Raw genomic sequence first — 13,063 nt, 5'->3', positions numbered from 1 at the left:
AAAAGAAGCGAAAAACTCGATCACCACCGTGATTAAATTAGCCATATCTCAGTGACAACGGCAAGAGGCTGACATCAACCCTATGGACGACAATTAAGAATGACAACCTAAAATCTTTTCGCTAATTTTGCCATAGACTGCACCCTTTGCTTCTAAAATGGGCTATTGCGGCTAGATACCAATATTGGTCTAGCATTTGCCCGTAGACTGAAAAAAGCACGTTATAAAGATTATGGCCAAAGTTCTGGTATCCGATTCGATCGATCCGGTAGGAGTAGAAATTCTGTCACAGGTTGCCCAAGTGGACGTGAAAACAGGACTATCCGCCGAGGAAATCATTCAAATTATCCCCGAATACGACGCGCTGATGCTCCGTTCCAGTACCCGCGTCACCAAAGAAATCGTCGAAGCGGGCAGCAAACTGCAAATTATCGGCCGCGCGGGGGTAGGAGTCGATAATATCGATGTTCCTGCGGCCACTCGTCAGGGGATTATTGTCGTTAACTCTCCCGAAGGTAACACGATCGCCGCTGCCGAACACGCCTTGGCCATGATGTTATCCCTCTCCCGTCATATTCCCGATGCCAATCAGTCGGTAAAAGCGAATAAATGGGAAAGAAATCGCTTTATCGGCACAGAAGTTTATAAAAAAAACCTAGGAGTCGTCGGTTTAGGTAAAATTGGCTCCCACGTCGCCAAAGTAGCTAGATCCCTAGGCATGAAAATTCTCGCCTACGATCCCTTTATTTCCAAAGAACGCGCGGATCAACTCGGTTGCACCCTGGTGGATCTGGATCTACTCTTTGCCGAGTCCGATTTTATCACCCTCCACGTCCCGAAAACCGCCGAAACCCAGCATCTCATCGGTCAGGAAACCATCGCTAAGATGAAACCCACGGTCCGCATCATTAACTGTTCCAGAGGCGGCATTATCGACGAGTTGGCTTTAATTGAAGCCCTCGAATCTGGTAGAATTGCTGGGGCAGCCTTGGATGTATTTGAACAGGAACCTTTAGGCGAATCTAGATTAAGAGAATTGTCTAACGTCATCCTCACTCCCCACCTAGGTGCATCGACTACGGAAGCACAGGTGGGTGTAGCTGTTGATGTGGCCGAACAAATTCGCGATGTCCTCCTCGGTTTGCCAGCGCGTTCGGCCGTTAATATCCCCGGACTAACTCCCGATGTTATGGAAAAACTGCGCCCTTACCTGCAATTAGCGGAAACTATGGGGAATCTCGTCAGTCAGTTGGCAGGAGGTCGCTGTGACTCGTTAAATGTCCGTTTACAGGGAGAATTGGCCACTAAAGACAGTCAACCTCTGGTGGTAGCGGCAATTAAGGGTTTACTTTCCCAAGCTCTCCGGGAACGGGTAAACTATGTTAATGCGGCGATCGAAGCTAAGGAACGCGGTATCCGGGTAATCGAAACCCGGGATGCTTCCACCCGCGACTATTCGGGATCGATTCATTTGGAAGCTAATGGTTCCATGGGGACCCATTCAGTCACCGGAGCGCTGTTAAGTACGGGAGAAATCCGCATTACTGACCTCGATGAGTTCCCCATTAACGTGCCACCGAGTAATCATATGTTATTCACCCTTCACCAGGATATGCCCGGTATTATCGGCAAAATTGGCGCACTTTTAGGCAGTTTTAATGTCAATATCGCCAGTATGCAGGTAGGACGCAAAATTATTCGCGGTGATGCGGTTATGGCCCTGAGTCTCGATGATCCTCTACCGGAAGGTCTGCTCTCGGAAATTACTAAAGTCCCCGGTATCCGCGATGCTTACACAGTGAAACTCTAGGTTAAATCAGTTATCAGTTATCGGTAAACAGTAATCAGTGAAAGGAAAGCTCCGCACTTGCCACTTATTACTGTTGACTGAAAACCCAAATCTGATAACTGATTCCTGATAACTGATATATGTCTAATAGTTGGTGGGAAATTACGGTTTTGTGCGAACCTAGTCTCGAAGAAACGGTTTTCTGGAGACTGGAAAATTTTGGCTGTTCGGGAACGTCCACTGCTAAAAAACAATCCTCTTTGGAGGTTAAGGCCTATATACCAGAAATTAAAGCGCAATTGCCTGATTTAGAGGCACTAAACCTCTGGTTAAAGCAGGATGCTTTGATTTTAGGTTTTCCCGAACCTGTCACCAGTTGGCAGTTAATGGACGAGGAAGACTGGGCCAGCAGTTGGAAACAACATTGGCAAATTAGCGAGATCGGCGATCGCTTTTTGATCTGTCCCGCTTGGTTAAATCCCCCGGAAAATAACCGGAGATTGGTGATTAAAATTGACCCCGGTTCCGCTTTCGGCACAGGAACGCACCCCACCACGCAATTATGTCTAGAATCCCTAGAAATGCGTTTAAGTAGCCATCCAGAGAATAGAATTATCGCCGATATCGGTTGTGGTTCCGGCATACTGGCGATCGGGGCGATTTTATTGGGGGCTAAAAAAGTTTATGCTGTTGATATAGATCCGCTGGCGGTGAGTGCGACCCACGGTAATCGCCATCTCAACGGGATTAACCCCGAAAATTTAGCTGTTAATCAGGGCAGTGTCGAGGAGTTATTAGAATTAATTCCCGACGGTGTTGATGGCATCGTTTGTAATATTTTAGCCGAGACAATTATCGCTTTAATGCCGGAAATCACCCTTCTAGCAAAACTCACCACTTGGGGAATTTTAAGCGGCATCCTCTTCACCCAAGCACAAGCAGTTACAAGTATTTTAGAACGCCACGGCTGGACAGTGGCTGCCCTGTGGAAACGTCAAGAATGGTGTTGTATCCAAATTCGTCGCACCCTCGATTAATATAGCTCTCGGCCGTCAGGATACGGTCGTCAGAATACAAAAGGCAAAAGGCAGCTTTGTTCTCCCCACACCCCACTTCATAATTCATAATTCATAATTCATAATTCATAATTCCCCCACACCCCATCCATGACTCAAGATAGTTTTCGCATCAGTTTTGCTCCCTTATCTTTGCAGGAAGTATATCAATTAGCCGATGATGGGGCTAATGGTGCTATTGTACTAATGAGTGGTACTGTACGGGAGCAAACCGACGGCAAACCGGTTATTTATCTTGATTATCAGGCCTACGAACCCATGGCGATGGAAGTTTTCCGGCAAATTGCTCGGCAAATTCGGCAAACCTGGCCCGACACCAATCGAGTTGTCATTCACCATCGCACTGGTAAGCTCAAAATCGGGGAAATTAGCGTCTTAGTAGCGGTGGGTTGTCCCCATCGGGGGGAAGCTTTCGCAGCCTGTCGTTATGCTATTGATACTCTCAAGCATAATGCCCCCATCTGGAAAAAAGAATACTGGTCTGATGGTTCTAGTCAATGGGTTAGTATTGGTGCTTGTGAAACGGAGTCTTAGGTCTAATAACGTAAAATCAAGGCGATTTTTTGGTAATCGTTCAAGGAATCCTCCTCGACTAAAGCTACACGTCCTCCCTTGGCCAATACCGCTTCGATAATTTCATCCACTGCATCATCGATTACCTCCGTACCACCGACATTTTCCACCAACACTAAATCACCGTTTTCGCCTAAAACTGCGGGTACATGGTAATTTTTCTCCACTAATAACAATTTTCCTCGACCTTCCTGCGCTAAACGCCACACTTCTCCCAGGGTAGAGATAACTTTTTGAGCGCTGACTGCCGCATCTAAAGCTTGCAGAGCTTCAGTTTTTTGAGTCTGACGCACTGAGTGCATAATCGGCAATACCTGTGGCATTAATTCTGACAGTGAGGTTTTGTCAAAATTGCCAGTTAAAGTGCCAACAATTGCTGATGTGTACTGTGAAACTTCTTGAAAGAAGGAAATTTGACGAACCACTCCACCCACAATCAAAGGGGAAAAATCATCAACGTATTCATCCAGAGCATTATCTACCTGTTGGAAAAATCGCCGGATTCTATCATCTAGATAACTGGTATCGGCATCAAAAGGCAGTGGTGAGGTGGCCCCAGGTCCGGTCATTTCTAGGGGAAAATTCTGATCGCGAATTTCTTCGAGAGTTTCTCCTGTACCGGAGATTAAACGAGTAGAACCCTGACTTAATAGTAACAGCCAATAGGGTTGTTCTCGATGTAATCCATAAACTAAATCCCGTGTAGCAAAGGTTTTATCGATGATAACTCTTGTCTGAACAGAAAAAGGCAGGTTATAAAGCTTGGCAATATCCGGGCCAATGTAGAGAGCTAATCCATCTAGAGTATAAGGATAATCTATTTCAGCCACTAGACTATCGAGGCGATCGAACAAAGGTTCGATTTCACGTTTAGAGAATTCTTCCGATAATCGGCGCTTTGCTTCATCGACCAAATTTTTAACGAGAATAGGGTCTTGTTTGTTATCCGGTGAGGTGCGATGGGTGGGTAAGAGAATGGAAAGAGCGGGTATTTGAGTTAGGGATTGTAGTTTCTTAAGTTCTTGACGAGTAATCATTGACTTTCCCTTGATTTATAGGGTTAAGGAGCTAAAAATACTGGCTTTATCAAGATTTTACGATTTATTCAGTATTCAAGCTAACATTTTAGGGAAAAAATGTAATTATATCTAGAAAATTAAGAATTTATACTGAATTGCTTTGGCAGAGATTGAGGGAATTTTTAACCAGAAAATAGGAATATTATTGATTTAAGTAGTCGTGCAAAATTAATTTCCTAGTGAAGATAGGCAAGAGGCAAGAGGCAAGAGGCAAGAGGCAAGAGGCAAGAGGCAAGAGGCAAGAGGTGGTTAGATATGTGTAATTAATTTTGCTTAGGTACTTATATTTTATCGATCGTCCACCATCAGGACAGAAAATATTAAGGATGGGTTTATTTACCCATCCTCTGCATAATTAGGCCGCTATAGCTGTTTTTTCCGATGTTAATGCCTCTTGGCGTTGGAATTCGGCTAATTGTGCCATAATTTCATCCCGAACAATCTGACGGTATTCTAGGAAATGCTCGTTGTGGGCGCAGACAGTGATATAGTGTTCGGCATTGGCGGGATTATGGCGCAAGATACCGAATAAATTCTGCCAGAATTTCCAGCGAGTGGAACGTTTAAAGCCCTGTCGCCAGATAATTACCGCTAGGGCATAGAGATCGGCCCGGCGAGGCAGTTTAAAGGCAGGTTTAGCTTTAGGTGCGCCCAATTTCAGGAAACAGCGATAGGTGCGATCAAGAAATACCTCCGGATCGTACAATGTCCAGAAGGCTTCAATATATTCTGTGGCAATATCTTCGATCGGCCGGGTGGGAACGAAATTCATCAGGGTACTTTGGTTAATGTCCTGTTTCCCCGTTAATCGTAGTCGTCCTTCTTTTTCCAAGCGAGTCCATAGGGCGGTATTCGGTAAAGCTTGTAACATTCCAAATAGAGCCGTAGGAATGGCCGCTTCTTCGACAAAATTAATGATGCGATCGGCCGCTCCTTTTTTCTCGCCATCAAAACCGATGATAAATCCCGCCATAGGGCGCAATCCGGCTTTAATAATCTTTTCTACCGTCTCAGTTAAGGAACTGCGGGTATTTTGGAATTTTTTGGTTAATTGTAAACTTTCTTCGTCGGGGGTTTCAATACCTAAAAAGACCGCATCAAAATAACAATCGACCATCATTTCCATTAATTCGGGATCGGCGGCTAAATCCACGGACGCTTCCGTGTTAAACCGGAAAGGATACTGGTGTTCTTCTTGCCAAACCTTTAATTCTTTGAGAAGTAATTTAACGTTGCGCTTGTTACCGATAAAATTATCATCCACCATGAACACGCCCCGGCGCCAACCTAATTCGTAAAGATAATCTAATTCTTTTAATAATTGTGCGGGGGCTTTGGTGCGGGGTTTACGACCGTAGAGAACGATAATATCGCAAAATTCGCACTGGAAGGGACAGCCCCGCGAAAACTGCACCGACATGGAATCATAAGCTTCAAAATCGAGCAGATCGTAGCGGGGGATCGGGGTAATTGTCACATCGGGTTTTTCTGTGGTGCGGAAAACACCTTTAGTTTCTCCTTTTGCCAATGCTTCCACAAACATCGGGATGGTGATTTCTCCCTCATCGAGGATCAGAAAATCGGCCTCGGCCACTTCGTGGGGGATAGAAGTGGGATAGGGACCACCCACAGCCACCAGTTTACCCCGTTGTTTGGCTTCGTGAATTTGCTCGATTAAATCTTGACGTTGGACAATCATGCCGGAAAGAATCACTATTTCGGCCCAGTCCCATTCTGCTTCTGTCACTGCCCGAATATTGCGATCGACCAGTTTAAATTCCCATTCCTGCGGTAAAATCGCCGCCACCGTCACCATACCCAGAGGAGGAAGTAAGACTTTGCGATCGACTAATTCCAGAATTTTGTTATAGGACCAGAAAGTTGGCGGAAAAACGGGATAAATCAGTAAGGCACGCATATTCACTCCTCGCTCGATGGCGATCGATTCTTGACCTTTCGCTTGATTGTAATCTTTTTCGGTCAGGGATGGGAAAACCGTTATTTAGTCCTAGAACTAAGGGAAGACCTGATTTTCGGCCGCCATTGCCCACCCTTGACCCTACCCCCATAAAAGTTTATGGTCAACATTAATAAAATTTATGTAAATAAATGTTGCATAGTTTGGGAAGTTATGTTACATTAAATATCAAGCACTTGACTTAAACGCAATTTTCTTATAGGAAGGCAATTCACCATGGATAAGCAAGAAAACAAACTCGGTTTCACCGCTTTCGCTGAAAACTGGAATGGTCGTTTAGCCATGCTCGGTTTCGTTATTGGCGTAGCTACGGAATACTTAACCCACAAAGGCATCCTTGCTCAGTTAGGCTTAATGTAATCTCAGCCTCGATTGCTGTGCATCTACAATCATCTTGAATAAACTATAAAAAAAGGGAAGAGCCAAGCTCTTTCCCTTTTTTAGTTGGGAAGTGGGAAGTGGGGTGTGGGGAGAATAAATAGAAATAATCCCCTGATTACTGATTACTGCTGCGAGCGCTGGGTAGGATTAACATAGCGTCACCGAAGGAATAGAAACGGAAACGCTCTTGGATAGCTTCCTGATACAATGCCAGTAGTCTTTCCCGTCCGATTAAGGCACTGACTAACATCATCAAACTGGACTTGGGTAGGTGAAAATTAGTGATCATGCCGTCGATAACCCGCCATTGATAACCCGGATAGACAAATAAATTGGTTTTTCCCTGAAAAGCGGTTAATTTATCGCTCTTAGTTTCTTTAATTGCCCCTTCCACGGCACGAGCTACCGTGGTTCCCACGGCGACAACCCGGCCACCTCTAGCTTTTGTTTGGGCGATTTTTTCGGCAGTTTCGGCGGAAATCTGCAAAAATTCTTGGTGCATTAGGTGTTCTGTAATATTTTCCACTTCCACGGGACGAAAAGTCCCCACTCCCACATGAAGGGTGATATAGGCGGTATCTATACCCTTCTGGGCGAGCTTATGGAATAATTCGGGAGTAAAATGTAGTCCGGCCGTGGGAGCGGCCACAGAACCCTGTTTATCACCGTAAACTGTTTGATAACGGTCTTCTTCCGCCTCTGATTCGGTGACGTAGGGGGGAAAAGGAATATGACCGTACTCCTCCAACATACCCCAAAAACTGCGCCCGGGATGACGCTGAAATTCCAGCAGACGACCACTGGTGTTCAGATCTCGATCGATTACTTTCGCTAACCATAATTTTGCTTGGTCTTCCGTTCGCCCTGTTTTCGGATAAAAAAGGACTTCTGAACCGACTTTAAAGCGTTTTCCCGGTTTGACTAGGGATAACCAAAGATGATCATCTTGTTCTTCTAATAGTAGTATCTCTACGGGGGCGCCGGTGACTTTACGGCCAAATAAACGGGCCGGAATCACGCGGGTATCGTTGAAAACCAGCAAATCCCCCGACTCTAGGCAAGTGGGTAAATCCCGAAAAATAGTTAAATTATGACTATTGGGAGAATCTACCACCAAAAGACGGGAACTGTCCCGGGGTTCGGCGGGATTTTGGGCAATTAACTCCGGGGGAAGGTGATAATCGTAGCTAGAGAGTAATTGATCGGGGGTCATCGTCATTGTCATTATAAAGATCTTCGCAAAAGTTGGGTAATTCTACCCGGGCGAACTTCACTAAATCGGGGATTTCTCCCCTTGGTATCTGGAACGATTTATCGTCAGACTAGAGATATAACACTAATCGTGACTGTTAGCCAACATCCCAGCGGCCAATATGGACTATCTCTATTTTCTTGCTAACGCTAGTTTAACGCTACGAGTCACCGAATATCTGCGATCGATGACTCATCTACCCTCCTCCGTCATGACGGTCATTCATCAGATTAACGGTTGGGTGGTCAAGGTAAAGTTTAATCAAATGCTTACTCCTTGCCAACACGGGGATTTTCGCGCCTACATGAATGAGTTAGGGATTCCCTATCAACCAGAAATGCGTCTCCAGATGGTTTTTTGGAGTTTGGAAACGGGACAATCTCCTATTGATGTCATGCGTCGTTACCAAGTGGCGATCGTGTCCCATGGTACCCCAGATCAGCAAGATATAGAGGCTTTTCGGCAACAATTTACTAAGGGTTTAGGATACTGTCCGGAAACTCTGGCCTAGGGTTTATTTTCTCTCGGGATGCTCTTCTAGGGCAACTACAGGACTCAAATCGTTGATGTGATCAATTAATTGATACAAGCGTCCGTAGCTCTTGCCATTAAAGTAAAAAACTAGACGGGGTAAATGGTGGCTGGAATCCCGATTCTCCCGTTCTAGAATTTGACTAGGTGCGATTTTACCCTTAACTAGGATATCGCCGAAGTTTTGGTTAATTTGTTCGATCTGTTCCCCGCTTAGTTCGTGATTAAGACGAATAACCAAGGATTCTCCCACAAAACGGCTGGAGTGATACACCCGATAAAAGTGGCGAATTGTTTGACAAGCGTGGTCTAGATCGTTGGTAATTCTATAAAAATTCCGATCTTCGGCGGATATCAGTCCTCTTTTTTGCAGATTTTCACTAATTTGTGCTTGCCAAGTTTGCCAGTAATCCCCATCAGGCTCATCAATTAATACTAGGGGTGCAGGTCCATATTTACCGGTTTGACAGAGGGTAAGGGTTTCAAAGGCCTCATCTTGGGTGCCAAAACCACCGGGGAATAAAGCTACTGCGTCACTTTCCCGCAGAAAAAATAGTTTTCTAGTAAAGAAATATTTAAAGTCGATTAATTTGGCATCATTTATGATGTAGGGATTAGCCCCCTGTTCAAAGGGTAGTTGAATGTTTAATCCGAAGGAATTTTCCCGTCCAGCGCCTTCATTCCCCGCTTGCATGATACCACCCCCAGCACCGGTTAACACCATAAAACCGTATTGACTGATACAGCGCGCGAACTCTACTGCGAGACGGTATTCACTGCTCTCGGGTTTGATGCGTGCCGAGCCAAAAATGGTCAGTTTACGAATGTGACGGTAGGGGTAAAATACCTGAAATCCCTTTTCTAGATCTTCGATCGCGTAGGTTAAAATTTTCCAATCCAGGCGATCGATTTCCTCCTCGGCAATTCTGACTATTGCTTCTAGAGATCTTTGAATCCATTTGCTATCTTTTAAGTGGGGCAAATGTTGCAGCAATTTCCGCAGGTCTTCGGTTAATTGAGAATAGGAATTTTCCATTGGTGGGTTGGGTTTTGGGTTTTAGGGTGTTGGGGTTTTAGGGTGTTGGGGTTTTAGGGTGTTGGGGTTTTAGGGTGTTGGGGTTTTAGGGTTTTAGTTGAATTTACCCATTCCCCCATTCCCCCATTCCCCCATTCCCCCATTTCTCTGTCCATTAGTTAACTATTCAAAGACTTAAAGATCACTGTTCAGGATTATTTATCGCTTGATTAATTAGGGTGATTTGGGTTTGAAAATATTGTTCACGATAACGGATAGCTTGGGCTAATTCCGCACCTTTTTGGAAAGCGAGTAAAGCTTGGGGATAATTTTTTCTCTCTAGATAAATTTGACCAATTTGATCGTAGGTGTTCATTAAACCGTAGTAATTATAACCCAATTCATGGACTTTAATTAATTCTTGATATATTTGTAAAGCATAATCTACCTGTTGATAACTTTTATAAAGTTCGGCTAACTTATTTAAAGCTTCTCCTGCGGTGCCGTACTGTTGTAAAGCAAAAGCGAGAGAATAGGCTTCTTGAAAGTTTTGGCTGGCTTTATTTGCATCTTTTAAAGCTTGATAATCCAAACCAATTTGAATTTTTAGATCGGGGATTAACTGTATTTGCTGATTTCTGATCTCGGTTTCAGCTATTTCTTCTTTGATTTTTACTGCGTTAGCTGGTTGCAAAGATTCTCGATAAATTTCTGCTAGTCTTTGCAGATAAATTCCTTGAGTTAAAGAATTATTCTGCGCCTTAGAAATAGTTAACAATTCCTCATAAACTGGCGATGCTTTTTGATAATCAAAACGGGATAAATGAATTTGACCAAGTTGATTTAAAGTTGCTTCTACTGCTGTATTATCCCCAGATTGTCTGGCATTAGCTAGGATTTTATCATAGATGATTATCGCCTCATTAAAGGCTCGTACCTGTTGATAGGATGTACCTAATGATGCTAATAATTCTCCGTCCATTGTCTGGTTAGCTTCTGCGGTTTGTTGCACAGTTTTTAAACGAGCAGTAATTAATTTAACATCCTCGTTTCGATCTCGATTCCAAGCTGCTAACCCCACTTTTCCCAAAGATTTTACTTCTTCTTTTGCTCCTAAATAACGATTTAATTTAATCACTTCATACCAGATGGGAAAAGCTTCCTCATTTAATCCCGCATCGTATTTAGCTTGAGCTTCAGCATCGCGTTGATCGATGTATAATAACAGTTGACGATGCTCCAAGGGAGTTAAAGGGCGATCGATTCCGGGTAATAAAGGACTTTTTAGGGGAGTTTCGAGGGGATTGGGTGCAGGGGTTTCTGTTTGTGCTAGGAGAGGAAGGGAAGTACCGATCAAACAGAGCCATAAACTGAGAGAAAAACGTAGCATAATAGATTGATAAGAGCGTAGTAGAGGGTGATATTTTGTGATCTATCGATTCTATAAGAGACTGACTGCCGAAAATTTTCGTTTCCCAATTTTGGGTTTAATTGCTAGTTTGATTGTAACCTTTAGTCTGGCTGCCTGTGGTGTCTCCCCACAAGTTTTGGCAGAACAACGAATGTTTCTACCCCTCTCGGTCGAGTTTTTGGGAGAATATCAATTACCACAAGCGGATTATCAAGACACAAGGGTGGGGGGATTATCGGCAATTACCTATGATCGGGCCAATAACCGCTTTTATCTCCTCAGTGATGATCGTTCTCAGAAAGCTCCAGCCCGCTTTTATCGGGCTAGTTTGCAGATAAATGATGAAAAAATCGAAAAAGTGAATTTAGAGGCAGTCACGTTCCTAAAAGATGGCAAGGGAGAAACTTTTACAAAGGGATCGATCGACCCAGAAGGTATCGCTTTTTCGCCCCGACAAACTTTGTTTATTTCCAGTGAAGGTGCGGTTAAAGAGGGAATTGCTCCTTTTATTGCTGAATTTGATTTGCAGGGACAATTAAAGGAGTCTTTGTTAATTCCTAATCGCTTTTTACCGGATGATAGCAATCAAAAAGGAATACAGGATAATTTAGGGTTTGAATCCTTAACTTTAGGGATTACCAGCACCCTCAAAGACGATCCTTTTCGTTTGTTTACTGCCACAGAAAGCGCTTTAATTCAAGATAGTCCCACGGGAAAAAGAGCAGAAAATCTCAGAGTGCGACTTCTTCATTATGTGATTGATCCGATTGGTGCGCCTGTGTTAGTATCGGAACAGTTGTATGTGTTAGATGAGCCACCTAGTGGCGCGAGATACTACGGTTTAACGGAATTGTTAGCTTTAGAAAAAGAGGGTTATTTTCTCAGTTTAGAGCGAACTTTTGGTTTAGAAGGTTTTGGAGCGAAACTATTTCAGGTAGTTAACGGGAGTGCCACTGATACCTCGAAAATCGCCAGAATACCGGGGGAATTAGAAGCTTTACAGGTGCAACCCTTGCGGAAAAAATTATTACTAGATTTAGGGACTTTGGGGATTGATTTAGATAATTTAGAAGCAATGACCCTCGGTCCAAGATTAGCTGATGGTAGTCGATCCTTGATTTTGGTCAGTGATGATAATTTTAATCCGAATCAGGTCAATCAGTTTTTACTCTTTCGACTCAAGGAAAAATAAACCAGAGATGGTTAATTGCCTCACCTATTCCCTTCTGGGAGAAGGTTTGGGGTGAGGACTACCAATAAAAAAAAATGGGATCAATAGCCGGTTTAAAGACAAAACAGCCGATTAATAATCACTTTTTTCGATATCTTTGCGAATATCATTCAGGTCAATATAGCGATCGGTGGCATTTCGCAATTCCCTAGCGATCATCCCTTCCGTAGAAACTACGGTAATATGAGTATTTTTAGAGCGCAATAGTTCGATCGCTCGTTCAAAATCGCCATCACCACTAAATAAAATCACTCGATCGTATTGATCGACAGTATTAAACATATCGACGACAATTTCGATATCTAAATTAGCTTTCTGGGAAAAACGACCGGAACTATCATCATAATATTCTTTCAAAATTTTTGTTCTCACTGTATAACCCAAACTAATTAAAGCATCGCGAAAACCTCTTTGATCTTGGGAATCTTTTAAACCCGTGTACCAAAAGGCATTAATTAACATAATATTTGGGTCGTTGGTGAAGTAATTTAACACCTTGCGCGGGTCAAAAAACCAACCATTTTTTTGTTGAGCATAAAACATATTATTGCCATCCACAAAAATCGAAAGGCGATCTTTCGGACGGGTGCCACCATTACAATGACAAAGACCGGCTTCTGTCATACAAAATACATACCTAATTTTTTATAGAGTTTAACTATAAAATTACTTTTTAGTAATTTTACGGGGGAAAACGACTATTCTTTGAGGAATAGCGGTGATTTGAGAGCAAAAAGATAGCAACTA

At 43.5% G+C, this 13,063-nt stretch carries 12 protein-coding genes; 6 read left to right on the top strand and 6 right to left on the bottom strand.

What is annotated here, in order from left to right; all coding sequences use genetic code 11:
• Positions 1-232 precede the first annotated feature (232 nt).
• The 3 genes from serA (at position 233) to ACE3JL_RS17180 (ending at position 3,399) form a co-directional block, all read left to right on the top strand.
• Positions 233-1,810 (top strand): phosphoglycerate dehydrogenase, encoded by a 1,578-nt coding sequence (serA, locus tag ACE3JL_RS17190; protein ID WP_271991396.1) that lies wholly within the window; start codon positions 233-235, stop codon positions 1,808-1,810.
• 119 nt (positions 1,811-1,929) lie between these two features.
• The gene (gene prmA, locus ACE3JL_RS17185; RefSeq protein ID WP_375327993.1) at positions 1,930-2,826 is read left to right on the top strand and encodes a 50S ribosomal protein L11 methyltransferase; all 897 of its coding nucleotides are present in this window, start codon (positions 1,930-1,932) and stop codon (positions 2,824-2,826) included.
• A 129-nt stretch (positions 2,827-2,955) separates the two neighbouring features.
• A complete protein-coding gene (locus tag ACE3JL_RS17180; protein WP_271991392.1) occupies positions 2,956-3,399 on the top strand; it encodes a molybdenum cofactor biosynthesis protein MoaE in 444 nt (147 codons plus the stop codon).
• Positions 3,400-3,401: 2 nt separating this feature from the next.
• Here the strand turns inward: ACE3JL_RS17180 and ACE3JL_RS17175 are convergent, their stop codons facing one another.
• Both ACE3JL_RS17175 and ACE3JL_RS17170 read right to left on the bottom strand, forming a co-directional pair.
• Positions 3,402-4,475, bottom strand: coding sequence for a hypothetical protein (locus tag ACE3JL_RS17175; RefSeq protein ID WP_375327992.1), 1,074 nt, complete (start codon positions 4,473-4,475; stop codon positions 3,402-3,404).
• A 397-nt stretch (positions 4,476-4,872) separates the two neighbouring features.
• Positions 4,873-6,435, bottom strand: coding sequence for a B12-binding domain-containing radical SAM protein (locus ACE3JL_RS17170; RefSeq protein ID WP_271991388.1), 1,563 nt, complete (start codon positions 6,433-6,435; stop codon positions 4,873-4,875).
• A gap of 276 nt (positions 6,436-6,711) precedes the next feature.
• Between ACE3JL_RS17170 and ACE3JL_RS17165 the strand changes: the two genes are divergently transcribed.
• Entirely contained in the window at positions 6,712-6,855 is a 144-nt protein-coding gene (locus tag ACE3JL_RS17165; RefSeq protein WP_002734821.1) for a high light inducible protein, read from the top strand.
• Positions 6,856-6,991: 136 nt separating this feature from the next.
• On the opposite strand, the gene queA is transcribed toward ACE3JL_RS17165, so the two are convergent.
• The gene (queA, locus tag ACE3JL_RS17160; RefSeq protein WP_375329623.1) at positions 6,992-8,089 is read right to left on the bottom strand and encodes a tRNA preQ1(34) S-adenosylmethionine ribosyltransferase-isomerase QueA; all 1,098 of its coding nucleotides are present in this window, start codon (positions 8,087-8,089) and stop codon (positions 6,992-6,994) included.
• 160 nt (positions 8,090-8,249) lie between these two features.
• Between queA and ACE3JL_RS17155 the strand changes: the two genes are divergently transcribed.
• Positions 8,250-8,639 carry a hypothetical protein gene (locus tag ACE3JL_RS17155; protein ID WP_002733765.1) on the top strand — a complete coding sequence of 130 codons (390 nt, stop codon included), beginning with the start codon at positions 8,250-8,252 and terminating at the stop codon, positions 8,637-8,639.
• A 3-nt stretch (positions 8,640-8,642) separates the two neighbouring features.
• Here ACE3JL_RS17155 and ACE3JL_RS17150 read toward each other — a convergent pair whose 3' ends face one another.
• Both ACE3JL_RS17150 and ACE3JL_RS17145 read right to left on the bottom strand, forming a co-directional pair.
• Positions 8,643-9,695, bottom strand: a complete 1,053-nt coding sequence (locus ACE3JL_RS17150) for an LOG family protein (protein WP_375327991.1) — start codon at positions 9,693-9,695, stop codon at positions 8,643-8,645.
• Positions 9,696-9,876: 181 nt separating this feature from the next.
• Positions 9,877-11,064, bottom strand: a complete 1,188-nt coding sequence (locus tag ACE3JL_RS17145) for a tetratricopeptide repeat protein (protein ID WP_375327990.1) — start codon at positions 11,062-11,064, stop codon at positions 9,877-9,879.
• 37 nt (positions 11,065-11,101) lie between these two features.
• Between ACE3JL_RS17145 and ACE3JL_RS17140 the strand changes: the two genes are divergently transcribed.
• The gene (locus ACE3JL_RS17140) at positions 11,102-12,277 is read left to right on the top strand and encodes an esterase-like activity of phytase family protein (protein WP_375327989.1); all 1,176 of its coding nucleotides are present in this window, start codon (positions 11,102-11,104) and stop codon (positions 12,275-12,277) included.
• Between the two features lie 111 nt (positions 12,278-12,388).
• Here the strand turns inward: ACE3JL_RS17140 and ACE3JL_RS17135 are convergent, their stop codons facing one another.
• Complete coding sequence (locus ACE3JL_RS17135) at positions 12,389-12,940, bottom strand: NYN domain-containing protein (RefSeq protein WP_002751943.1); 552 nt, start codon at positions 12,938-12,940, stop codon at positions 12,389-12,391.
• Between the last annotated feature and the right edge of the window lie 123 nt (positions 12,941-13,063).

Source organism: Microcystis sp. BLCC-F210 (assembly GCF_042134685.1).
Taxonomy (GTDB): Bacteria; Cyanobacteriota; Cyanobacteriia; order Cyanobacteriales; family Microcystaceae; genus Microcystis; species Microcystis aeruginosa_D.
Note: the sequence above shows the minus strand (reverse complement) of the source record. Positions and strands in the feature narration are given on the sequence as shown.